This window comes from Parafrankia colletiae (genome assembly GCF_001854655.1).
Lineage (GTDB): Bacteria > Actinomycetota > Actinomycetes > Frankiales > Frankiaceae > Parafrankia > Parafrankia colletiae.
The window spans coordinates 48,886-73,089 of the sequence record NZ_MBLM01000130.1 but is presented as its reverse complement, the minus strand read 5'-3'; the positions used below and the strand labels follow the sequence as shown (position 1 = coordinate 73,089).

The following is a 24,204-nucleotide window of genomic DNA, read 5'->3' as shown; positions in this document are numbered from 1 at the left end:
CCCTTTTTGCTCGCCTCGTCTGTCGCTGCGAAGGCCGTTGCGGACCCCCGACCAGCAGCGTAAGCTCGTGAGCACTCACTCGCAAGGCCCATCTGAGGGCCGCGGGCGGCGGCCGCCTCCGGTCCCCAGGGCGGCTTTTCGCGGGCTTTGGATGCCCGTCCGGATGCTTACTCTCAGAGTGCGGAGGATCGCGTATGGGTGACGAAGGCCCACATGGCACGGCGACGGTTCCGGGCGGGCGCCCCGAGCATTCGGTGCACTCCGGATCCACCCCCGCGATCGAGGCGCGGGGGCTGGCGGCCGGCTATGGACGGGTGCCGGTGCTGCGCGACATCAATCTCGCGGTGCGCCCGGGCGAGGTGGTCGCGCTGCTCGGCCCGAACGGCGCGGGCAAGACCACACTGCTACGCACCCTGGCCGGTTACCGCCGGCCCACCAGCGGCGAGGTCCGCCTCTTCGGCGAGCCGTGCAACCGGGTCCCGGTCCACCGGCGCTGCCGGCAGGGGGTGTCCTTCATGGGGGAGGAGCGGCACATCTTCCCCGGGCTGACGGTCCGGCAGTCGCTGCGCCTCGTCCGCGGCGGCCCGGAGTCGATCGAGCTGTTCCCGGCGCTCGCGCGGCGCTCGCGGCACCGCGCCGCCCTGCTCTCCGGCGGCGAGCAGCAGATGCTCGCCCTCGCGCTGGCCCTCGCGCGTGCCCCGCGCCTCCTGCTGATCGACGAGCTCTCCCTCGGCTTGGCGCCGTTGGTACGTGAGCGCCTACTCGACACGGTGCGGGCCACCGCCGACCGCGGGGTCGCGGTGCTCGTTGTCGAACAGAACGCACGGGCGGTGCTGAGCCGGGCCGACCGCGCCTATGTCATGCGGCGCGGCGAAATCGTCGACGAAGGAACCGCGAGCCGCTGGCTCGCCGATCTCGACGGTCTCGCCGCCCGCTATCTCTCCTGAACGACCGGCGCCGGCACCCTTCTCGCCGGCACCGTTCCCGCCGGGACGTTTCCGTGGGCGGCGGCGGCGCTGCCGGCGGGGATTTCCGCGCGCACTTTCTCTGCCAACGGCCAACGTTCGTGTCCTGTTGTAACTCGTCCACAAGGAGGGGGCTGGAAATGCTGGGGAGAATCGCCAGGCCACTGGCGACCGCGGTGGCGACGGTGGTGTCGCTCACCGCGGTGCTCGCCGCGTGCGGTGGTGGCGACGACGAGAGCGCCGACTTAAGCGGCGGCCTGACCGGGAACCCGATCAGGATCGCCGCGATCGGGGGGCTGAGTGGCGGGGTGAGCAGCAACCCCGAGTACGCCTCCGGGGCCCGGGCGGCCGTCCGCGCCATCAACGCCAACGGGGGGATCGACGGGCGTCCCCTGGACCTCAGGCTCTGCGACAACCACCAGAACGGCACGGACTCGGCGAACTGCTTCCGCGAGATCCTCGCCGACCGGGAGATCGTCGCGATCGCCGGCGCGTCGGACAACTACCACGACGCCACCCGGAGCCAGATCGAGGCCGCGCAGATGCCGATCATCGGGCAGTACCCGGTGTCCGGCTTCGACCTCACCAACCCGCTCGCCTTCAACGTCAACGGTGCGGTCGTCGTCGGCTTCCACGGCCTGGCGCAGGACGTCGTGGCCAGCGGCGCCAGGCGGGTGGGCCTCGTGACCCTGGACATCCCCACCGCCGACGTGATCCGCAAGACCGTCGGTGACGTCTTCCGCGAGGCCGGGATCGAGGTCGTCAACAACGTCCAGCTCGCGCCGTCCACCGCGGATCTCAGCGCTCCGGCCCAGCAGGTGACCCGCGACAAGCCGGACGCCGTCGTGTGGCTGACCTTCGCCGCCCAGACCAGCGTGGCCGTCAAGGCGTTGCGGGCGACCGGCTATGACGGCACCGTCGCCTTCGCCGGCGCCGGTTTCGAGAAGGATCAGCTCGAAGGCATGGGGGCCGGGGGCCCGCTCACGGTCGGCCTGGTCCTCCCGCCGGCGTGGGACACGTCCAGCGCGTTCGGCAAGCAGTTCAACGAGGACATGGCGGCCTACGAACCCGACGGAAAGGTGGACGAGCTCAGCCTGAACAGCTGGCTCGGCGTCCAGATCTTCGCGCAGGTGGCGTCGTCGATCCCGACCGTCGACAGGGCATCGGTCCTGGCGGGGATCCGGAAGCTGAGCGAGGTGGACACCGGTGGGCTGACCCCGCCGATCGACTTCACGGTGAAGAGCGGGCTGCCGTATGCCGCCATCTACAACCCTGCCTACACCACCGTGCATGTGCGCGACGGTGAGGTCGAGTGGGACGGCACACTGCGCGAGTTCGGGACGGGCAAGGAACTGACGACGGCCTCGTAGCAGCCCGTGGCGTGCCCGGCGGCCGGGAGCCTGGCCGCGCGCACCGGGCGCGAGCGGGTCGGCTGTGGGCAGCACGGCCGCCGGGTGGGGACGGATGCCCCCACCCGGCGGCCCCGCAAGGCGCGCGGGCGGCCTCGAACCGGCGGCGGCGCGCCGTCAGCGCTGCGCGAACTGGCCGGTGAGCTGCTGCGTGACACCCGGCGACAGAGCGACGGTGTGGACGAGCCGCTCACCGTGGATGTCGGTGATCCGCACGGTGAACGGCCCGGGCCCGAGCCCCTGGGGTGCGACGAAGTAGTTCCACATCTCGCGTTGCAGCGGCTGCCACACCCCGTTGGCCTGCACCTCCAGCGAGGCGATCGGGTTGCGGTGCTGGCGGACCTGCAGGGCGAGCCAGTACGCCGACGAGCCCTCCTTCACCCGGTACTGGACGGCTCCGATGTTCGCCGGGCTGACCAGGCGCCAGGTGACGTCGACCCGCCCCGGCACGCCACCGGCGATCCGGGCGAACGCCGGCTCGCTCAGGTCGACGTGCCCTGGCGGGCATTCGGGGCACCGGTCGGTCACCCGGACGACGGTGCTGCCGCCGGGCCCGGTGACCTCGATGTACGCCCCGCAGGCGCGGGCGGTCTCGTAGTCGGTCTCGTTCATCGCCACGACCGGCATGGCCGGGTCGCTCAGCGGGTCGAACATGCAGTTGCCGCCGCCGGTGGCGCCGTAGTGCGTCGCCGGGCCGTGGTAGACGACCCCCGGCCGGATCCGGCCCGGAGCCACGGGCACGAGCGTCGCGGACGGCGGTGTGGCGGGCGAGGTGGTCCGCGGGTCGGCCGGGGTGGTCACCGGCACGCCACCCGGTGTTGCCGGCGGCCGGGTCGCCGGGTGCCCCGCCGGTGAGGTGGYCGGGCTGCTCGTACCGGACGTCGGCGTGGTGCCCGGCCCGGTCGGCTGCGTCCCCGGCGAACCCGGGCCGCCGGTCGGTGTCGCCGTGGGAGCGGCCGTCGCCGCTCTGGTGGGCGGGGCTCCCGAACCCCCGGACGCCCCGCCTGCGGAGGGCAGGCAGCCGGTGATGACGGCAGCGGCTGCCGCGGTCATCGCCACGCAGGGCAGGATGCGCCGACGGTGGGAACGTGTGGTGGCGGCGCCTCGAAAGGGCGGCATGAGGAGAGACCTCCGCGACCGGAGCGTGGAGCCGAGCCGGCTCGACGCGCTGGGACCCCTCCCGCGGCGGCAACGATAGCGCCACCACCGATGCTCGGTCGAGCACTGCAGGTGAACCTGTGGACGCGTTGTGCATCAGCGTGTGATCAATTGATGGGCGTGAATTCTCCGTAGTGGGACAAAGTGACCTGCGGGCGGATGGCGAGTGCGGGAACCATGCGGCGCGGAAGCGGGTGGGAGGGCGGCTCGGGGCGTGCTGCCTGCGGGTAAGCGGTGATCTATCAGGATTTCTTATCGGTCCGATCGGGGTGCAGAACTGGACAGCGCCGGTATTTCCCACCATTCTGATGAACATGTCAGGGAGCCCAGGGGGGGAAGTGCGCGGGCCGCGTCGGGCACGCGGCGGCGCCCGTCGTCCGGCGAGCCTGTCGGGCCCCGGGCGGGTGCTGACCCGACGCCGTTTCGTCGATTTCGGGCTTCTCACGTCCGCCTGCTGTCGCCCCTGCTGATCGGCCTGCCCGCCCGCCGGCTCCGGCCGCCCGCTCCGCACTGCTGCCGGTGATCTCCGGCGGTCCGGTGTCCCGCGAGCCGTTCGAGCCGCGCGGGGCCGTCGCCTGCGTCGCCCAGATCAGCCGATCACTCCGATCAGCCACCTATCCGCCCCGCCGGGCCTTCCTTGCCGGACGGGCGGGGCCCCTGTGCGCGCCTCCACAGGGTGATCCGGACCGGGCTCGCCGGGTCCGGCGCCCGTGTCAGCCGCTTCTGACCTGATCACACTTCGACCCGATCAGCCCTCCCACCCGGCCGTTCCCTGACCCCGGCGGCCTGGCCGTGCGGGGACGTCCTGCCCCGATGCGCGGATTCCGCGTCGCCGCGGCCGGCGTCCCGCGCGGGCGGAGGCCGTTTCCGCATGTCCGGTCGACCGGACCGGGCCCGGACCTGACCACCCGGGCCTGACCACCTGGCAGAGCCCGGCCAGCTGGCCGGCTCTTCGTCTTCTGGCCGTTTCGCCTTGGCCGTTCGTCTCGGTGCGGACAGCTGTCCCGCCCCGTGGAGGTACCTCGTGACCGTCGAGTTCATCAGCGCCATCAACGTCAATCCGTCCAACGAGCTGAACCAGCTGCGACAGAGCGGCCTGGATCCGTCCTACCTGAGGCGGTACTCCCGGCTGCTCGACGAGGGCGGCTTCGACTACACGCTGGTCCCGTACTTCTCGGCGGGGCACGACCCGTTCACGGTCGCCGCGGCCCTCACCCAGTTCACCGAGCGGATCAAGCCGATCATCGCGCTGCGGCCGAACACGATGTACCCGACTGTGGCCGCCAAGCAGCTGGCGACGATCGACCAGCTCAGCGGCGGCCGGGTCGTCGTGCACTTCATCGCCGGCGGCAGCGATCACGAGCAGGCCCGCGAGGGCGACCGGCTGGGCAAGAGCGAGCGCTACGCCCGGCAGGCGGAGTACATCGAGATCCTGCGCAAGGTGTGGAGCTCGACGGCGCCGTTCGACCACTCGGGTACCTACTACTCGTTCGAGGACTTCGTCTCGGTGGTCCGCCCGACCAACGGGACGATCCCGGTGTCCGTCGGTGGCTCCTCCGCGGAGGCATACCGGGTCGGTGGTGCCCTCGGCGACATCTTCGGGCTGTGGGGCGAGCCGCTGAAGGAGACGAAGCAGCAGATCGACGCGGTGGCCGAGCAGGCGCGCCTGGCCGGGCGCACCGACACCCCGCGGATCTGGGTGACGTTCCGGCCGATCATCGCCGCCACCGAGGAGCTGGCCTGGGAGAAGGCGGCCCGCATCCTCGGTGTGCTGCGCAGCACCAGCACGGCGGCCACTGTGTTCCGGGCGGGGCTGGACGCACCACCACCGAACGTCGGATCGCAACGCCTGCTGGCGGCGGCCCGCGCCGGCGAGCTGCACGACCGTGCGCTGTGGACCGCGCCGGCGGTCGCGACGAACGCGACGGGTGCGTCGACCGCGCTGGTCGGCACTCCGGAGACGGTGGCCGCGGCGATTCTCGACTACGTCGACCTCGGGGCGGAGCTGATCTCCATCCGCGGCTACGACAACTTCAACGACGCGCTCGACTACACCCGCGACATCATCCCGCTGGTTCGCCAGGAGCTCGCGCACCGCGAGGCGACCGGGCGGAGCGGGGAGATCGTCCCCGCGGACGCCGGTTACGACCGCGCCCCCGCACTCGCCGCGGCGGCCGCCGGGACGGTGGCGTGATGACCGACGCCCACACCACGAACGGTTCCGCCGGCGCGAACGGCGCGAACGGCGCGAACGGCGCGAACGGCGCGAACGACGCGAACGGCTCGCCGGCGGCCACCGGAGGCGCGGCGCTCCCGCAGACGGCGTCGCCGCAGGTCGAGTTCATCAGCCTGTCGCACCTCAACCCGTCGACGGAGCTCAACCCGGTGCCCAGCCGTGGCATCGACCTGCAGTACTTCCGCCGGTACGTGCGCTGGCTGGAGGACTCCGGCTACGACTACACCCTGCTGCCCTACGGCTCGAGCAGCGCCGACTCGTTCGTCGTCGCCTCGGCGGTCGGCCAGCTCACCGAGCGGCTGCGGCCGATCGTGGCGCTGCGGCCCAACACCGCCTTCCCACTGGTGGCCGCGCAGCAGCTCGCGACGCTGGACCAGCTCACCGAGGGCCGGGCCGTCGTCCACATCATTTCTGGCGGCAACGACGCCGAGCAGGCCCGCCAGGGCGACTACCTGCCGAAGGACCGCCGCTACGACCGCACCTCGGAGTACATCGACCTGCTCCGCCGGGCCTGGACGGAGACCGAGCCGTTCAGCCACCAGGGCGAGTTCTACCGGTTCGACGAGTTCGGGCCCGGCTTCGCGCCGTACGGCCAGAGCATCCCCGTCTCGATCGGCGGGCAGTCGGAGGCGGCGTTCCAGGTCGGCGGGGCCAAGGCCGACATCTTCAGCTTCTGGGGCGAGCCACTCTCCGACCTGCGCGCGGAGATCGACCGGGTGAACGGCATCGCCGCGGCGGCCGGGCGGACCGACCGGCCGCGCATCTGGGTGACCTTCCGGCCGATCATCGCGCAGACCGACAAGCTGGCCTGGGAGAAGGCCCACGAGTACGTGGCGAGGATCGAGCGGACCTACAACGCGGGCGTGTTCCACAAGAGGTACCAGGTGGCCACGCCGCAGAACGTCGGGTCGCAGCGGGCGCTGGACTTCGCCGCCCGCTCGGAGGTGTACGACCGCGCTCTGTGGACCCGCACCGCGGCCGCGACGGGCGGGGCGGGCGCGTCGACAGCGCTGGTCGGCAGCCCGGAGACGGTGGCCGCGGCGATCCTCGACTATGTCGACCAGGGCGCCAGCCTGGTGTCGATCCGGGGCTACGACACCCTCGCCGACGCCATCGACTACGGCCGCTACATCCTGCCGCTGGTCCGCCAGGAGCTCGCGCACCGCGCGGCGACCGGGCGGCGCGGCACCCTGCAGGACGAGCATCCCGGCGCGCTCGCGCCCGGGTTCGACCTGGCCGCGGCCGCAGGCGCCCGATGACCGCCGTGGTGGGGGAGCGTGCCCCCGGCGGCGGCGGCGGGCTGGCGGGTGCCGGCCGGGCGTTTCCCGCGCTGCCGGTGCCGGACCTGTCGCCGGAGGCGCTGGCCGCCGTCACGGCGGAGATCGCCGCGGTGGCACCCGAGTACGACCGCACGGGTGAGATTCCCGTCCTCGGGCTGCAGGCCGCCCATCGGGCCGGGCTGCTGACCGCGACGGTCGCCTCCCGCTACGGCGGGCCGGGCCTCGGGCAGATCGACACCGCGCGCATCCTGATGGCCCTCGGCGAGGGCGATGCCTCGGTCGGGCTGCTCGCGGCCAACAACCTGATGACCCACCTGGGTCAGGCCGCCGCGGCGCACTGGCCGGAGGCCTACTACGCCGACTACCTGCGCCGCGGGCTCGACGGGCCGGCGCTGGCGAACGCCGTCCGGGCCGAGCCGGAGCTGGGCGCCCCCGCCCGCGGCGGCCTGCCGAAGACCACCGCGCGGCGCACCGCGGACGGCTGGGTGCTGAGCGGCCGCAAGGCGTACGCCACCGGCGGCACCGCGCTGGCCTTCCACGTGGTCTGGGCGGTCGCCGACGAGCCGGACGGTGACCCGCAGCGGCCCCGGGTCGGGCACCTGATCGTCCCGGGTGACCTGCCCGGCATCACCTGGATCGACACCTGGGATCACCTGGGCCTGCGGGCGTCCAACACCCACGACGTCGAGTACACCGACGTCGAGCTGCCGGCCGACGCGTTCGTCGAGATCCCGCGCGGGCCGGACGGCGTGTACCGGGACCCGGCGGCGGCGGCGTCGGCCGGCAGCTTCGGTCACCCGGCGCTCTACATCGGCGTCGCCCGGGCCGCCCGCAGCGCGTTCGTGCGGTATGCCCTCGACCGGGTGCCCACCGCGCTGGGACGCCCGATCGCGACGACCGAGCGGATCCAGGCCGTCGCCGGCGAGATCGACGCGCAGATCGCACAGGCCGAGACGCTCCTGTTCGGCGCGCTGCTGCGGATCGAGGCCGGCGACACCACCCATCTTCCGCAGCTGTCGCTGTTGAAGGTCCAGATCGCGCGTTCGGTGATCGCGGCGGTCAACGCCGCCGTCGCCGCGTTGGGCAACCCGGGCCTGACCCGGCACCTGCCCTTCGAGCGTCTCCTCCGTGACGTCCTGTGCGTGCGGGTCCACCCGCCGCAGGAGGACGTCGCCCTGCTGGCGGCCGGCCGCCGGCTGCTCGGCCAGTAGCCGTCCAGGCACTGGCGTCCTTTCCATACGAGAGCACAAGAAAGAACGGATTCGATGACGAGACGCTTGTCCCGGCGCGGCATTGCCGCGACAGCCCTGGCCGTTACGGCAGCGCTGGGCCTGACTGCGTGCGGCTCCTCCGACGGGGAGGGCGGCACGGCCGCCGCAGGAGGGGAGCCGGTCGCCGGCGGAACCCTCAAGATCGCCTTCTGGCCGGACAATCCGTCCTTCACCTGCCTCGACCCGTTCCAGACGTACTGGATCGAGCACCGCACGGTGATCCGCAACGTGGCCGACTCCCTGACCGACCAGGACCCGAAGACCGGGGAGATCAAGCCCTGGCTCGCCGAGAAGTGGGAGATCAGCCCCGACGGCAAGGAGTACACCTTCCACCTGCGCGACGGTGTCACGTTCAGCGACGGCACCCCGCTGGACGCCGCCGCGGTGAAGGCGAACTTCGACGGCGCCCAGGCCGTCGTGAAGGAGACCGGCGGCGCCACCTACGGCGCCAGCTACATCCTCGGCCTCGACCACACCGAGGTCGTCGACCCGAGCACGGTCAAGGTCGTCTTCTCGGCGCCGAACTCGTCGTTCCTGCAGGCGAGCTCGACGACCAACCTGGCGATCATCTCGCCGGACTCGTACAAGAAGACCAGCAAGGAGCGCTGCCTCGGGCAGTACTTCGGCTCCGGGCCGTTCACCCTGGAGAGCTACAAGCCCAACGAGCTGACCACGCTCAAGAAGCGCCCGGGCTACGCCTGGGGCTCGGCGCTGTCGGAGAACACCGGTGAGGCGCACCTCGACTCGGTCGAGTTCTCCTACGTCGCCGAGGACAGCGTCCGCACCGGCAACCTGGTCAGCGGGGCGATCGACATCGCCTGGCCGCGTAACCCGTTCACCGTCGAGGACCGTGAGCTGATCACGAAGTCGAACGGCGTCGTCGAATCCCGGCCGCTGCCCGGTGTGGCCGCCGCCTTCTACCCGAACACGACGGCCGGCCGGCCGCTGGCGGACCTCAACATCCGCAAGGCCCTCTACAAGGCCTTCGACCTGGAGACCTACGCGAAGACGATCTACGGCGCGGACTACCCGGTCGTCGCCGGCGCCTTCGACAGCACCACGCCGTTCTTCGCCCCGCAGACCGACAAGCTGCGCCACGACGTGGCGGGGGCGGGCAAGCTCCTCGACGAGGCCGGCTGGAAGCTCGGCGAGGGCGGCTACCGCTTCAAGGACGGCAAGAAGCTCACCCTCGTCCTGCCCACCACCACCCAGTTCGGGCCCGGCGCCGAGCTGATCCAGGACCAGCTCAAGGAAGCCGGCATCGAGCTGAAGATCGAGGTTGTCACCGGGGCCGAGCTCCCGGCGGTGCTCAAGAACGGCAACTACGACCTGACCTCCAGCTACTTCACCCGCGCCGAGCCGGGGGCGCTGCAGTTCATCCTCGACCCCGACTACGCCAACTCCAAGGCGCTGGCGACCAACGCCTCGTCGCCCGAGACCACGGCACAGATCAAGAAGCTGTTCGCCGACGCCCGCGAGACCACCGATGACGCCCAGCGCGAGTCGGCCTACGCCGACCTGCAGAGCCTGCTCATCGACCAGGGCGTCGTCTTCCCGTGGTTCGAGCGGGTGCAGTTCGCCGGGCTCAGCAAGAGCGTGCATGGCTTCGCCTTCACGTCCGAGAGCTTCCTGAAGCTCAACGACATCTGGAAGCAGTAGCCGGGCCGCGGGGGAGAGAAGAGAAGCACGATGACGCGGTACATCCTCGGTCGGTTCGCGCAGGCACTCGGCGTCCTCTGGGCCGCCTACACCGTGACCTTCGTGGTCCTCTACCTGCTCCCGAGCGATCCCGTCGCGCTGCAGCTGGGGGCGGCGGGGATCGAGACCGACAAACTCTCCCCCGCGGAACTGCACACCGCGATGGCCAGGTACGGGCTCGACCGCCCGATCCTGGAGCAGTACTTCTCGGACCTGTGGGGCTTCCTGCGCGGCGATCTCGGCGAGTCGATCGCCAAGCAGGAGCCGGTCACCGCGCTGCTCGGCGAGCGGCTGGGCCCCACGCTCACCCTGACCGTCACCGCCGGCGTCCTCGCGCTGCTGGGCGGGACGGCGCTGGCCTACCTGGCCTCCTACGTGCGGTGGCGGCCGGCCCGGCTGTTCCTCACCCGGCTGCCGTCGTTCGGGGCCTCCTTCCCGCAGTTCTTCATCGGGCTGCTGCTGATCCAGTTCCTCTCGTTCAACCTCGGCCTGCTGCCGGCCACCGGCACGTACGGCTGGAAGTCGCTGGTGATGCCGGCGATCACCATCGCGATCCTGGCGGCGTCCCAGCTGGCGCAGGTGCTGATGCGCAGCTTCGACGACACGCTCAGCCAGCCCTACGTGGCGACGGCCCGGGCGAAGGGGCTCTCCCGCGCGGCGGTGCAGTGGCACCACGGCTTCCGCAACGCGCTCCTGCCGGCGATGACGATCCTGGGCATCCTCGTCGGCCTGACCGTCACCAGCGCGATCGTCGCCGAGACGGTGTTCTCCCGCAACGGCATCGGCAAGCTCGCCCAGGAGTCCGTCCTCGCCCAGGACGTCCCGGTGGTCCTGGCGATCGTCACGATCGCCGCGGCGATCTTCGTCTTCGTCAACCTCGTGGTCGACCTGCTCTACCCGCTGCTCGACCCACGCATCGTCCACGGTCAGCGGAAGGCGGTCGCCTGATGGCCCTCTCGGTGAGCACCGAGCCGAAGAACCTCCAGCCGACGAGCGCCGGGCCGGTGGACGTCGGTCCGCCGGCCGCCGGGCCGGCGGCGGCCACAAGCGCCGGCCCCGGGGGCCTCGGTACCACCGGTGGTACCGAGGCCCCCGGGACGTCCGGCCTCGCCGCGATCTCCGCGATCCCCGGCGAGGAGCTGGTCGACGACACCGAGCCGGGTGGCCGCCGGGCCGGCCTCGTCGCCTCGCTGCGCACCCTCGGGAGCAAGCCCGGCTTCGTCCTCGCGGTGCTGTTCATCGTGTTCGTCGCCGTCACCGCGTTCGCTCCGGGCCTGTTCACCTCGCGCGGCCCCTTCGACACCGCGCCGGCCGACCGGCTGGTCTCACCGAGCTTCGACCATCTGTTCGGCACCGACGAGATCGGCCGCGACCTGTGGACCCGCATGCTCTACGGCTCGGCGCTGACGATCAAGGCGGCGCTCATCGCGCTGGCGATCGCCGTCATCGTCGGGCTCGCGCTCGGGGTGCTCTCCGGATTCTGCGGCGGCTTCGTGGACGCCCTGCTCATGCGGGTCGTGGACGTCCTGCTCGCCATCCCCGCGCTGCTGATGGCGCTGGCGATCGTGACAGCTCTCGGCTTCGGGACGGTGCCGGTGGCGATCGCGGTCGGTGTCGGCATCATGCCGGGCTTCGCACGCATCACCCGGGCGGAGGTGCTGCGGATCAAGACGCTCCCGTACGTGGAGGCGTCCCGCGCCGGTGGCGCGTCGTGGCTGCGCGTCCTGCTGACCCACGTGCTGCCGAACTCCTGGGGCCCGGTCGCGGTGCTCGCGGTCCTCGACACCGGTGTCGCGATCATCTACATCGCGTCGCTGAGCTTCCTCGGCTTCGGCGCCGCACCGCCGGCCGCGGAGTGGGGCACCCTCATCTCCGCCGGCCGCAACTACCTCGTCACCGCCCCCTGGGTCTCGCTGCTGCCCGGGCTCTTCGTCGCCGCGACGGTGCTCAGCCTCAACCACATCTCCAAGACCCTCCAGGAGCGCGGGCGATGACGGACACCGCCTCCGGCCCGCTGGTGACCGTGGCGGACCTGCAGGTCGGCTACGTCCGGCGCCGGCGCACCGTCCCCGCCGTCCGTGGCGTCACTCTGTCGGTCGCCCGCGGCGAGACCGTCGCCCTGGTCGGCGAATCCGGCTCCGGCAAGTCGACGATCGCCAACACCCTCATCGGGCTGCTGCCCGACAACGCCCGGGTCACCGGCGGCAGCGTCACCGTCCACCCGGGCGACCTGGGTGACCCGGGCGGCGTCGGCCGGCCGGACCGCGCCGTCGAGGTGGTCGGGGCGCGCGAGCGGACCCTGCGGGGGCTGCGCGGCCGGGTGATCAGCCTGGTGCCGCAGGACCCGATGGTCGGCCTCAACCCGACCCGCCGCATCGGCCCGCAGGTCGCCGAGGGGATCCGGCTGCGCGGCGTGAGCGGCGACCGGGTCGGCGCCGAGGTGCTGGAGTTCCTCGCCCAGGCGGGCATCGACGACCCCGAGCTGCGGGCCCGCCAGTACCCGCACGAGCTGTCCGGCGGCCTGCGCCAGCGGGTGCTCATCGCAATCGCCCTCGCCGGGCGGCCCCAGCTGATCATCGCCGACGAGCCGACCAGCGCGCTGGACGTCACCGTGCAGCGCCGCATCCTCGACCACCTGGAGGGCCTGGTCCGGGAGACGGGCATCTCGCTGCTGATCATCACCCACGACCTGGCTGTCGCGTCCGACCGCAGCGACCGGGTGATCGTCCTGCAGAACGGCGAGGTCGTCGAGCAGGGGAACCCGCGGCACATCCTGGTCAGTCCCAGGCAGGACTACACCCGGCGCCTCATCGCCGCCGCCCCCGGGCTGGCACACGGCGGCCGGATCGTGCCGCGCTTCGTCGTGCCCGCCGAGCGGGTCAGCACCCCCGACCCGGTGATCCGCCTGGAGAACATCACCAAGCGCTACCCGCTGCCCGGGCGGCAGGCCGGGTCGTTCCTCGCGGTCGACGACGTCTCGCTGGACGTCGCCCGCGGGCGCACCCACGCGCTCGTCGGCGAGTCGGGATCCGGCAAGACGACGACACTGCGCCTCGCGCTGGGGCTGGAGAAGGCGACGAGCGGGCGTGTGCTTCTCGACGGCGTCGACATCACGGACCTGGGCTGGCGGGAGACCCGCCCGCTGCGGCGCAAGATCCAGCTCGTCCACCAGAACCCGTTCGCCTCACTCGACCCGCGGTTCACGATCGGCCGCAGCATCACCGAGCCGCTGGTGGCGTTCGGGATCGGTGACCGGCGCACCCGGCGCGCCCGCGCCGTCGCCCTCCTCGACCAGGTGGCACTGCCCGCCTCCTACCTCGACCGGCTGCCCGCGGAGCTCTCCGGTGGGCAGCGCCAGCGGGTGGCGATCGCCCGGGCACTCGCGCTGGAGCCCGAGCTGGTGCTGCTCGACGAGCCCGTCTCCGCGCTGGACGTCTCCGTGCAGGAGCAGATCCTCGCCCTGCTCCGGGACCTCCAGGAACGGCTCGGCCTCAGCTACCTGTTCATCTCCCACGACCTGTCGGTCGTCGCGCAGATCTCGCACACCGTCACGGTGCTCAACCGCGGCCGGGCCGTCGAGTCGGGTTCCGTCGCGGAGGTCTTCGGCTCGCCGGAGAGCGACTACACGCGCGAGCTGATCGAGGCCATTCCCGGCCAGCGCAGCGCCGCCCTGTCGGCTGGAGCCGGCGTGCCGCTGGATGTCTGACCTGCCGGCGGGCGCCCTGCGCGTCCGGCCGGGGGAGGCGACGGTCTGGCCAGGGCTGCGCACCATGGTGGACGGGTCCCTCGCCCACCCGGCGCCGGCCCTGGTCGCCACCGTCACCGGAATCGTCAACGGCATCACCATGATCTTCGGTGCGGCCGCGATCGGCTGGTCCACCGATCACCTGATCGTCCCCGCCCTCGCGGGGAACCATGTCGGCCGCGCCACCTGGTGGATCGCGGCCGGGGCGATCCTCGGCGTCTCCACCCTGCGCTGGTTGACGATCATGGTCCGGGGTATCGCCACCGGGCTCGTGCAGCACGGCTCGCAGGCGGACGCCCGGCGGGCCGTCGTCCACCGCTACCTGGACCTCAGCCTGGCCTGGCACCGGCGGCACCCGCCCGGGCAGCTGCTGTCGACCGCGGTCGCGGACGTGGACGCGCTGTGGCTTCCGATGATCTTCTTCTATTTCGCGCTGGGAATGGCGACGATGCTCATCGTCGCGATCATTCAGATGTTCCTGCACGCCACCGTCCTCGGCCTGATCGGTCTCGGACTCGTCGCGGCCGTCTTCGGCCTCAACCTGCTCTACCAGCGCCTGCTCGGGCCCCGGGCACGCGCCGCCCAGGAAAGCCGCGGCCGGTTCGGTGCGCTCGCACTGGAGAGCATCGAGGGCGGCCAGGTCGTCCGGACCCTCGGCCTCGCCGACCGGGAGCGCGGACGGGTCGGCGCCGCCGCGCGCGGCCTGCGGGACGCCAACGTCTCCATGGGCGTCGTCAGCTCGGCGTTCGACCCGGTCATCGAGCTGCTGCCGACCGCGGCGGTGCTCAGCGTCTTCGCCGTCGGGGCACGGCAGGTCGAGTCCGGCGACATGAGTGTCGGGGTGCTGGTGGAGGTCGTCTACCTGCTGCTCACGATCTCCATTCCGCTCAACGTCATCAGCCGCTTCCTGGGCATGATGCCGGTCTCCACCGCCGGGCGGACCCGGATCGCCGCCGTCCTCGACTCCGCCGAGACAACGTCCTACGGCGACCGGGCGCTGGCCGAGGATGCCGGCGGCGGCGCCGTTGCCGTTGCCGTTGGCACGGCCGTTGCCGGCAACGCCGGCCCGGCCGGGCTGGGGCTGCGGGCCCGCGGCGTCGGGCTGGTGATCGGCGGGACCCGCCTGCTGGCCGGCGCGGATCTGGAGATCCGACCCGGGGAGATCGTCGCGCTGGTCGGTGCGACCGGCTCCGGCAAGAGCACCCTCGTCGACCTGCTCGGCCGCCAGACCGACCCGTCCGACGGCGTCGTCGAGGTCGGGGGAGTACCCGCCCCCGAGCTCGCCCGCGGGCAGCTCGCCGCGCACCTCGGCATCGTCTCGCAGACACCCTGGCTGTTCAGCGGCAGCGTGCGGGAGAACCTCCAGCTGGACGGGCACCCCCGCGAGCACCGTGCCTACACGGACGCCGAGCTCTGGAGCGCGCTCGGCGCCGCGGGCGCCGACGAGGTCGTCCGCGCTCTGCCCGACGGTCTGGACACCCGCGTCGGCGAGCGGGGCGCCCGGCTCTCCGGCGGCCAGCGGCAGCGGCTGTGCCTGGCACGGGCGCTGGTGCGCGAGCCGGGCGCGCTGCTGCTCGACGACGCCACCTCCGCACTCGACCCGGCCGTCGAGCGTGACGTCCTCGCCGCGCTCGCCCGGCTGCGGGGACGGGTGTCGGTGCTCATCGTCGGCGGGCGTCCCAGCTCCGTCCTGGTCGCCGACCGGGTCGCGTTCCTGCGCGCCGGTCGGATCGCCGCCGTCGGCACCCACGCCGAACTGCTGGCCGCCGAACCCGACTACCGACGGATCCTGCGCGCCTACGGACACCAGGGCGCGGGCGATGAGTGAGCGCGGCGTGGGGGAGGGCCTCGCGGACCTCGGCCCGGCGCGGGCGGGCGAGCTGCTGCGGCTGCTGCGCACCACCACCCCTGTCCTGACCAGCGGACTGACGCTCACCGCCCTGCTTGCGCTGGTCGCCGGTGCGGGGCGCATCGTCACGCCGCTCACCGTCCAGTACGCGCTCGACCACGGACTGCTCCACCCGCACCCCGGCACCGCGGACGTCGTCCTGCGCGCCGTCGGGATCGGCGCCGCGGGAACCGTCCTCGCGGCGCTGGCGTCCTGGTGGCTCAACCGGCGGATCTTCCGGCGCACCGAGACCGCGCTCGCCCAGCTGCGCGCGGACGGCGTCGCCCGCATCCACGAGATCCAGTTCGAGCGGTTCGGCCGGCTCCCCAGTGCCGACCTGGTCAGCCGCCTCACCAGCGACCTCGACGCGGTCACCACCTTCGTCCAGAACGGGGGCGTCCTGCTGCTGGTCAACGCCGCGCAGATGGTCATCGCGGCGCTGCTCATCACCGCCTACTCCTGGCAGCTGGCGCTGCCCGCCCTCGCCGCGGCGACGCTCCTGCTCGTGGTCATGCGCCGCATCCAGGCGGTCGTCGGGCGCCGCTTCACCGTCGTGCGCGAGCGGGTCTCGGCGATGCAGTCGGTGATCGGCGAGGCCGTCACCGGGATCGGCGTCGTCCGCTCGACCGGCACCGAACGGCGCAGCCGCGCCGCCATGGACGCCGCGGTCGAGGAGACGGCCGCCGCCCAGCGCCACACCCTCGTACCGCTGCACACCAACACAGCGCTGGGCGAGGTGGCGATCTCGTTCATCACCGCGTTCATCGTCGTCGCGGGCGTCCGCTGGTCGACCGACCACGCCCGGTGGGAGCCGGCGCTGCACCTGTCGGCCGGCGAGCTCGTCGCGATGCTGCTGCTGGTCACCTTCTTCGTCCGGCCGCTGCAACAGCTCGTCCAGATGCTCGGCGAGGTTCAGAACGCCGTCGCCGGCTGGCGGCGCGCGATGGAGGTGCTGGCGACACCGTCGGGGGTGGTCGCCGGGCCGGCTGCCCGCGAGCTCCCGCCCGGCCCGATCGCCGTCGACCTGCACGACGTCTCGGTCGCCTACGGCGACAACCCGCCCGCGCTGCGGGACCTCACCATCGGCATCGACCCGGGCGAGCATGTCGCCGTCGTGGGTGAGACCGGATCCGGGAAGAGCACGTTCGCCCGGCTGCTCACCCGCCAGCTCGCGGCGCGCCAGGGCCGGGTCCTGCTCGGCGGCGTGCCGATCGGCCAGGTCTCCGACCTGTCGTTCCAGCGCCGGGTCGCCATCGTCCCGCAGGACCCGTTCCTGTTCGACGCCAGCATCGCCGACAACATCCTGGCCGGCGTGCGCGGCGACGCGCGGGCACTCGACGAGATCGTCGACTCGCTTGGCCTGCGCGCCTGGATCGAGACGCTGGCGGACGGCCTCGACACCCGCGTCGGCGTGCGCGGCGCACGGCTCTCCGCGGGCGAGCGGCAGCTCGTCGCGCTCGCCCGCACCGCCCTGGTCGACCCCGACCTGCTCGTCCTCGACGAGGCGACCAGCGGGGTCGACCCGGCTACCGACGTCCGCGTCCAGCACGCGCTCGGTGCGCTCACCGTCGGACGGACGACGGTCTCGATCGCGCACCGCATGGTCACCGCCGAGCACGCCGACCGCATCCTGGTCTTCGATCACGGCCAGGTGGTCCAGAACGGCCCGCACGGCGAGCTCGTCGCGCGGCCCGGACGGTACGCCGAGCTGCACACCGTCTGGGTCGGTCACACCCTCGCGGGTGGTCCGGTCCCCTCGCCCCGGGACGAGTCCGCGCCACGCGGCTGCGACGAACGCCGCGGGCCGACCAGCACAGTCCGGAACGACAGGAGCACCCCTTGACAGCCGCTGCCCAGCCCGTCGCCACCGTCGGAGCCAGCGCGAGCGCGAGCGTGAGTGCCAGCGCCAGCGCCGGTGCTGGTGCCGCGGAACCGTCGGCGCCGCGGCGCCCGAAGCTCGGCTTCAACGCCCGGATCGCCTTCCCGACCGGGCACGCGGCCGAGGCGCTGCGCGACGGCATCGAGCTGTTCCGCGTCGCCGAGCAGCTCGGCTACGACACCGGCTGGGTCTACCAGCGCCACTTCGACAACTACCTGGCCTCCCCACTGGTCTTCCACGCCGCCGTCGCGCAGCACACCGAGCGCATCGGCCTCGGCACGGCCATCATCGGCGTCCGCTACGAGGACCCGGTGCTGCTCGCCGAGGCCGCCGGCACCGCCGACCTGCTCAGCGGCGGACGTCTGCAGATCGGCCTCGGAACCGGGCAGGGCGGCTTCGACGCCGTCTTCGGCCAGGATCCGAACGACGGGCGCGACCAGTCCCAGGCGCGGCTCGCCGGATTCCTGCGCGGGATCCGCGGCGAGCGGGTCGGTGTGGTGAGCGACCCGGCCGGGCTGGTGGCCGCCGGCACCGAGCTGGTCGTCCGTCCGACCAGCCCCACCCTCGCGGCGCGGATCTGGTACGGCGGCGGATCGGTGGCCTCCGCCGAGCGGGTCGGGAGCCAGGGCCTGCGGCTGCTGCTCAGCACCATCCTCAGCGGGCAGATCGACGACTACGGGGCCGAGCTCGCCCGGGCGATCGAGGCCTACCACGCCGCCTACGCCGCAGTCCCGAGGACGTCCCCCGCACGGGTGGCCGTGGCCCGGTCCGTGCTGCCCGCGACATCGCCCGAGCTCGCCCGCCTCTACGCGTCCTACGACGAGGAACGGCGCACCCAGGGACCGGCGGCCTCCCGCCCGCGCGGGGCGCTGGCGCCCGCGGCGGCCCCGCCCGCCAGGTTCACCATGAGCCCCGTCCACCACGGGGACCCGTCCGCCGTCGTCGACCAGCTGCTGGCGGACCCGAGCGTCCCGCTCGCCGAAGAACTGATCGCGTTCCTGCCGCCGGCATTCGGGCTGCGGGAGAACCTGCGGCTGCTGGAGGACATCGCCACCACCGTCGCCCCACACCTCGGCTGGGCGTCAGCCGCTTCCTGACGCCCGCGAGATCCGGCCCCCTGCATCCCCGATGACCTGGTGCTCCCGGTGGTGYCCGATAGCGTGGGCGCATGCCGATATCGATGGCGAAGATCGAGGCCAGTGCGCCGGGCCTGCTCAGCCTGGTGAAAGACGCTCGTTCCCGGCTGGCGAAACAGGCCCTGGACGGCGAGCAGGCCAAGGTTGCGCTGTGTGTTGACCACAGCGGATCGATGCGGGCGCTGTACACCAAGGGGGTCGTCCAGCGGCTCGCCGAGCGGGCCCTCGCGCTGGCGACGCAGTTCGACGACGACGGCGCGATCGACGTCTTCATCTTCGACACCGGGGCCGTCCACGCGGGTGAACTGCGCATGGACGACTACGCCGGGGGAGTGGACCGGCTGCGGGCCGGCCGCCGGATGGGCCGGACTGACTACGCCGCGGCGATGCGGCTCGTCCGCGAGCACTTCCCGGCCGACGGGCTGCCGGTGTACGTCCTCTTCGTCACCGACGGCGCGCCGGACAGCCGGACCGCTGCGAAGGAAGAGCTGGTCACAGCGTCACAGCGGAACATCTTCTACAAGTTCCTCGGCGTCGGCGAAGGCCCGTTCGACTTCCTGCGCCGCCTCGACGACCTGCGCGGCCGGCCCGTCGACAACGCGCACTTCGTCGAGCCGGACGACGTCGAGGCGATCAGCGACGAGGAGTTCTTCGACCTGCTGCTGGAGGAGTACCCCCAGTGGCTGGACGACGCCCGGGCCGCGGGGCTGATCAGGATCGAGCCGTGACCGTTCCGCTCTCGATCCTCGACCTCGCGGTCATCGGGGCGCAGGAGTCGGCTCGGCAGAGCCTGGAAGGCAGCGTCGAGCTGGCACGCCGCGCAGAGGCGCTCGGCTACCGGCGCATCTGGTACGCCGAGCACCACAACATGCCGCGGATCGCGTCGTCGGCGACGAGCGTGCTCATCGCGCACGTGGCGGCCAGCACGARCAGCATCCGGCTCGGCGCCGGCGGCGTCATGCTGCCGAACCACTCGCCGCTCACCATCGCCGAGCAGTTCGGGACCCTGGCCACCCTGCACCCCGGGCGGATCGACCTCGGCCTCGGACGGGCTCCCGGCAGCGACGGGCAGACCATGCGCGCCCTGCGGCGTGACGACCGATCCGCCGAGCGGTTCCCGCAGGACGTCCAGGAGCTGCGCGGTTACCTCACCGGCCGCTCCCTCGTCCCGGGCGTCGACRCCACTCCCGGCAAGGGGACGGACGTCCCGCTGTACATCCTCGGGTCGTCGCTGTTCGGCGCCCGGCTCGCCGCGCACCTCGGGCTGCCCTACGGCTTCGCCTCCCATTTCGCGCCGAACGCACTGCAGGACGCRGTGGCTCTCTACCGCCGGCTGTTCCAGCCCTCGGAGCAGCTCGACCAGCCGTATGTGATCGCCGGCGTGAGCGTCATCGCCGCCGACACGGACGACGACGCGCAGGATCAGCTGCGGACCACGCAGCGCCAGCGGGTCGGCTGGCTCCTCGGCGGCGGCCGGACCTTCGGCGACGACGAGGCCGACGAGGTCCTCGCCTCGCCACAGGGGCAGCAGATCACCCACATGATGCGCTACAGCGCGGTCGGAACTCCGGACACGGTCCGGGACTATCTCGACCGCTTCGCGACCCACGCCGACGCCGACGAGCTGATCGTCGCCCACCAGGCGCCGACGATCAGCCAGCGCCTCCACTCGGTGGAGCTGACCGCCCGCGCTGCCGGCCTGACACCGGTCTGAGACCAGACTCGTGCGTATACAGACCTGGCGGCCCATGCCCGGGCAGCGTCACGGTCAGGTCTGAGTCAACCTCGTCCAGTGACGAGTTTCTTGTGGCGGGTGGCATCACACCGACCGCCCGCTCGTTCCCCGTAGGAGAGCCCGGCCGGGGGTGCGCCAGGAGGCGTGCCGGGGGTGGCCAGGCTGCGCCGCCCGGTCCATGCGGAGGTTCTGATCAGAGCGTGTCCCGCCAGGCGGGTGCCCGCGCATGCCGCGTCGGGCCGCCCGCGGGATCTGGTGCACGGAGAGGTCCAGTACATGGAACAGCCGGGAGGCAGCCACCGCCCTCGCCATGGCCGCAGCCACCACAGCAGGACGCCGGCACCGGACACGGTGGCGGCCGGCCCGCCCGCGAGGGCCGGCGTGCTCGCGCCGGAGGCGCCGCTGCTGCCACCGCCGGCACCGGCGCCCACGGGCACGCCGGTGCCCGGCCGGGCGGGGCGTAGGGAACCGGTGCGGCGCGCGGCCAGCGACGGGTCGGCGCGCACCGACGGCGGTGCACCCGCGGACGTCGGTGCACCCGCGGACAGCTCGGCCTGCGAGGAGCACGGGTCGATGTCACGGCTCGCCCAGTCACTGGAACTGCTCGACTTCACCGAGGGCCTGAGCACGGCGCTCACCGTGGAGGAGGTGGCCCAGGTCGCGTTCCGCAGCATCGCCCGCCTCGGCGCCGCGTTCGTCGGAATGGTGCTGTTCGAGGACGACTGGGACGTCGGCGACGCCGACACCGTCGCCCCCGCCCCGGCCTCCGCCCCCGACCGCACCGGCGTGCGGACCCGGGTGCTCGCCTGGCCCCGCCCAGCGATCGTCGACCGGCTGTGGGCCGGCCCCGACGGCTACGGCCCGGCCGCCGCCGTCGAGGTCATGCGGACCGGGCGGGCCCGCTTCGACGACACGAAGGACACCTACCTCGGCGACTACCCGGACCGCGCCGAGGTCTTCGCGACGCTCGGCATCGACGCGACCGCCAGCATGCCGATCACCGTTGACGGCCGCACCCTCGGCGTGCTGCTGCTCTCCTGGCCCGACCCCAGGAAGTTCGAGGGGCCCTGCCGCTCGTTCCTCCTCGCCATCGCGGCCGCCTACGGGCGCGCCGTCGAGCGGGCCCGCCGGTACGAGCGCCAGATGTGCATGGTCGAGACCCTGCAGCGGGCGATCCTCCCGCCGCAGCTGCCGCGCGTGGACGGCGTCCAGCTCGCCGCCCGCTACCTGCCGGCCGGCCGGGACGTCGGCATCGGCGGCGACTGGTACGACGCCACCGTCCTCCCGGACGGGACCCTGGCCCTGGCCATCGGGGACGTCGGCGGCCACGGCCTGCGCGCCACCGCACTGATGGCCGAGCTCAGCCACTCGGCCCGGGCCTACGCCCTGCACGGGCTGTCCCCGGCGGCGATCACCACCCAGCTCTCCGCCAACCTCGCACGCAGCGGCAGCGAGATCCTGGCGACCGCGGTGATCGCCCACCTCGACCCCGCCACCGCCCGGTTCACCTGGTCGTGCGCCGGCCACCCGCCGCCCCTGCATCTCGCCGGCAGCGACGGCGGCCCGCGGTACCTGTCAGACGTCCACGGCCCGATGCTCGGGGTGCTCTCCGACCACCACTACGGTCAGAGCAGCCTCACCCTGACCGGCCCGGGCCTGCTCCTCTACACCGACGGCCTCGTCGAGCAGCGCGGCGTCTCCATCTCGACCCGGCTCGCCGCGCTCGCCGCCGCCAGCGCCGCCCGACTGTCCGGCACCGCCGCCCGACTGCCCGGCACCGCCGCCCTCACCAACGGTGCCGCGGCACATCTCAACGGGAACGGCCCGGGCGCCGACGGCAGCGGCGCTTCGGACGCGGACGCCCTGGACCTGCCCTCGCTGCTGGCCACCGCATCCGTCGCGCCCCCCGGCATGCCCCTGGCGGGACTCGCCTCGGAGCTCGTCGGGGTCCTGACGGGGACGCCCACCTCACCCCGTTCCACCCTCGACGGACTGTGCGACGTCCTGCTGGCCGAGATCGCAGGTCCTGCCGAGCGTGAGGACGACATCTGCATCCTCGGCATCGCGCTGACGGGCCGGGACGTCCGCTGACGGGTCAGGTCGCGCCGTTGAGGAGGCGGGGCGGGAAGCCGCCGCGGCTGATCGGGCCCCAGCGGTCGATCCGTAGCCGCAGCAGCACCTTGCCCTGCCTGCGCATCGCCTCGCGGTACTCGTCCCAGTCCGGGTGCTCGCCGCTGATGCAGCGGTAGTACTCGACCAGCTCTTCGACCGCCTCGGGCTGATCCACGACCGTGACCGTGCCGTCGACCTGCACCCATTCGCCGTTGAAGCTCTCCGAGAGGACACAGACGGACGCCCGTTCGTCCCGGCGCGCGTTGCGCGCCTTCGCCCGCTCCGGGTAGGTCGAGACCACGATGTCGTCGGCCGCGTCGACCCCCATGACCACCGGGGAGACCTGCGGCCGTCCATCCCGCCGGCTGGTGACGAGGATCCCGTGATGGCGGGGCCGGATGAACTCCATCAGGCCGGCTCGGTCCACGACAAGATCACGTGCGGCGGTGGGGCTCACCAGCCGATGCTAGTGGTGAACCCCGCCGGTCGCGCCAGAAGGCCGGGCCCGGCCTCACCGGCGCCGCGCCTGCTGATCCGTGTGACCTGCGCTGTCCCCACGACCGGCCCGACCCGCGCCTCCGGACCGCCCGGTACCGGAAGATCTGCGCACGACGTCCATGACCGATATCCCGGACTCGATGTACCAGCCACCGACGACCGCCCCGCCGATCATGACCACGCCGAAACCGATCAGCCAGGACAGAATCGTGAACACCACGCCGATCGAGCCGTAGGTGCGCTCGTTCGAGACGATCGACGTGGAGAACGCGAAGCGGCTGACGATACCGAGACCGGTCAGCCCGATCGTCGTGAAAAGAGCCGTCGGCCAGGCGTCCCGCCAGCCCAGCCGGCCCATCGTGAGCACCCGGACCCCGCCCCACAGGAAAAACGCGAGCATCACGGTGGCTATCAGGCCATAGCAGATCTGCCCGGCTACGGTGCCGGTCAGGACGGCGCCGAGCGCCGTCGAAACAGCCAGAAGGACAATCAACCCGCACAGCCAGCCGATCTGGCTGGGAAGGCCACGCAGTCCGGGCGCCGGGAACTGAAAGACACGCATGTACACCACCTGGACGGCCGTGGCCAGGCTCACCCCACCCAGCACCAGCCAGAGCACGCCCACCACCGACCAGCCGGTGACGACCGTTCCGCCCCGCGGGGCGAACAGCCGCTCGACAGCCATCGCCGCCTCGTGGTTCAGCCCCATGCGCCTGATCACGATGTCCGCCGCGCCCCCGCTGCGCAGCGGGGACGCCGCTGCCAGTGCGATCACGAACGGAAAGAACATCATCAGGATGAGCGCGGCGAGATTCATCGCCCCGTTGATCAGGTCCGCCGCGCGGAGCCTGGACGCCAGATCCCCGTTCAGGGACCCGCGGACCCGCCGGCGGAACACTCCGAAACCGGTACCGACCAGCCTGGACAGGCGTCCGAGGAGCCGAACCAACCCGGCCGCGCGGCCGGGTCGGYGCCACTCCCCACCGCTCTGCGCGGCACCTCCGGACTGCCGCTGCACCCGGCCATCCTCGCCGATGCACCGGGGAATGGCGCGGACCCGGGCCGTCGAAACCTCCGCGTGCGGCCGATGGCCCGATCCGGAACGGCTCGGTGACCCGATCCGGCCGCGACAGTCCCGGTCCAGGGTTTTCGCCGAAAAAGTTCGCAAACGACCTCCCGGATTCAAAGAATCAT

The 24,204-nt window shown here is 72.6% G+C and carries 18 protein-coding genes; 15 read left to right on the top strand and 3 right to left on the bottom strand.

Annotated features, from left to right (window positions below; translation table 11 throughout):
• The first annotated feature begins 194 nt into the window (after positions 1 to 194).
• On the top strand, positions 195 to 947 hold the full coding sequence (locus CC117_RS20985) for an ABC transporter ATP-binding protein (RefSeq protein ID WP_084132506.1): 753 nt from the start codon (positions 195 to 197) through the stop codon (positions 945 to 947).
• A gap of 158 nt (positions 948 to 1,105) precedes the next feature.
• Positions 1,106 to 2,335 (top strand): ABC transporter substrate-binding protein, encoded by a 1,230-nt coding sequence (locus CC117_RS20980; RefSeq protein ID WP_071086741.1) that lies wholly within the window; start codon positions 1,106 to 1,108, stop codon positions 2,333 to 2,335.
• A gap of 156 nt (positions 2,336 to 2,491) precedes the next feature.
• On the opposite strand, the gene CC117_RS20975 is transcribed toward CC117_RS20980, so the two are convergent.
• Positions 2,492 to 3,493: an expansin EXLX1 family cellulose-binding protein gene (locus CC117_RS20975; RefSeq protein ID WP_071086739.1), complete on the bottom strand. Its 1,002-nt coding sequence runs from the start codon at positions 3,491 to 3,493 to the stop codon at positions 2,492 to 2,494.
• A gap of 1,063 nt (positions 3,494 to 4,556) precedes the next feature.
• On the opposite strand from CC117_RS20975, the gene CC117_RS20970 reads away from it, so the two are divergent.
• From CC117_RS20970 to CC117_RS20910, 13 genes are all read left to right on the top strand, one after another.
• A complete protein-coding gene (locus tag CC117_RS20970; RefSeq protein WP_071086736.1) occupies positions 4,557 to 5,726 on the top strand; it encodes an LLM class flavin-dependent oxidoreductase in 1,170 nt (389 codons plus the stop codon).
• Positions 5,726 to 7,027, top strand: a complete 1,302-nt coding sequence (locus tag CC117_RS20965) for an LLM class flavin-dependent oxidoreductase (protein WP_084132501.1) — start codon at positions 5,726 to 5,728, stop codon at positions 7,025 to 7,027. Before CC117_RS20970 ends, CC117_RS20965 begins: the two co-directional genes overlap by 1 nt.
• The gene (locus tag CC117_RS20960; RefSeq protein WP_241830294.1) at positions 7,024 to 8,259 is read left to right on the top strand and encodes an acyl-CoA dehydrogenase family protein; all 1,236 of its coding nucleotides are present in this window, start codon (positions 7,024 to 7,026) and stop codon (positions 8,257 to 8,259) included. Before CC117_RS20965 ends, CC117_RS20960 begins: the two co-directional genes overlap by 4 nt.
• Before the next feature lie 54 nt (positions 8,260 to 8,313).
• Positions 8,314 to 9,978: an ABC transporter substrate-binding protein gene (locus tag CC117_RS20955; RefSeq protein ID WP_071086734.1), complete on the top strand. Its 1,665-nt coding sequence runs from the start codon at positions 8,314 to 8,316 to the stop codon at positions 9,976 to 9,978.
• A gap of 30 nt (positions 9,979 to 10,008) precedes the next feature.
• Positions 10,009 to 10,965 (top strand): ABC transporter permease, encoded by a 957-nt coding sequence (locus tag CC117_RS20950; protein ID WP_071086732.1) that lies wholly within the window; start codon positions 10,009 to 10,011, stop codon positions 10,963 to 10,965.
• A complete protein-coding gene (locus tag CC117_RS20945) occupies positions 10,965 to 12,011 on the top strand; it encodes an ABC transporter permease (protein ID WP_241830293.1) in 1,047 nt (348 codons plus the stop codon). Before CC117_RS20950 ends, CC117_RS20945 begins: the two co-directional genes overlap by 1 nt.
• A complete protein-coding gene (locus tag CC117_RS20940; RefSeq protein WP_071086730.1) occupies positions 12,008 to 13,723 on the top strand; it encodes a dipeptide ABC transporter ATP-binding protein in 1,716 nt (571 codons plus the stop codon). The genes CC117_RS20945 and CC117_RS20940 overlap by 4 nt, the downstream gene beginning before the upstream one ends.
• The gene (locus CC117_RS20935) at positions 13,716 to 15,590 is read left to right on the top strand and encodes an ABC transporter ATP-binding protein (protein ID WP_071086728.1); all 1,875 of its coding nucleotides are present in this window, start codon (positions 13,716 to 13,718) and stop codon (positions 15,588 to 15,590) included. Before CC117_RS20940 ends, CC117_RS20935 begins: the two co-directional genes overlap by 8 nt.
• On the top strand, positions 15,583 to 17,493 hold the full coding sequence (locus CC117_RS20930) for an ABC transporter ATP-binding protein (RefSeq protein ID WP_071086725.1): 1,911 nt from the start codon (positions 15,583 to 15,585) through the stop codon (positions 17,491 to 17,493). Before CC117_RS20935 ends, CC117_RS20930 begins: the two co-directional genes overlap by 8 nt.
• A 50-nt stretch (positions 17,494 to 17,543) precedes the next feature.
• On the top strand, positions 17,544 to 18,626 hold the full coding sequence (locus tag CC117_RS20925) for an LLM class flavin-dependent oxidoreductase (protein WP_071086905.1): 1,083 nt from the start codon (positions 17,544 to 17,546) through the stop codon (positions 18,624 to 18,626).
• A gap of 71 nt (positions 18,627 to 18,697) precedes the next feature.
• Entirely contained in the window at positions 18,698 to 19,393 is a 696-nt protein-coding gene (locus CC117_RS20920) for a VWA domain-containing protein (protein WP_071086723.1), read from the top strand.
• Entirely contained in the window at positions 19,390 to 20,379 is a 990-nt protein-coding gene (locus CC117_RS20915; RefSeq protein ID WP_071086721.1) for an LLM class flavin-dependent oxidoreductase, read from the top strand. The genes CC117_RS20920 and CC117_RS20915 overlap by 4 nt, the downstream gene beginning before the upstream one ends.
• 297 nt (positions 20,380 to 20,676) lie before the next feature.
• The gene (locus CC117_RS20910; RefSeq protein ID WP_241830292.1) at positions 20,677 to 22,491 is read left to right on the top strand and encodes a PP2C family protein-serine/threonine phosphatase; all 1,815 of its coding nucleotides are present in this window, start codon (positions 20,677 to 20,679) and stop codon (positions 22,489 to 22,491) included.
• Positions 22,492 to 22,495: 4 nt separating this feature from the next.
• On the opposite strand, the gene CC117_RS20905 is transcribed toward CC117_RS20910, so the two are convergent.
• Both CC117_RS20905 and CC117_RS20900 read right to left on the bottom strand, forming a co-directional pair.
• Entirely contained in the window at positions 22,496 to 22,969 is a 474-nt protein-coding gene (locus CC117_RS20905; RefSeq protein WP_071086719.1) for a PPOX class F420-dependent oxidoreductase, read from the bottom strand.
• 54 nt (positions 22,970 to 23,023) lie between these two features.
• Positions 23,024 to 24,028, bottom strand: coding sequence for a ribonuclease BN (locus tag CC117_RS20900; RefSeq protein ID WP_071086717.1), 1,005 nt, complete (start codon positions 24,026 to 24,028; stop codon positions 23,024 to 23,026).
• Positions 24,029 to 24,204: the final 176 nt, after the last annotated feature.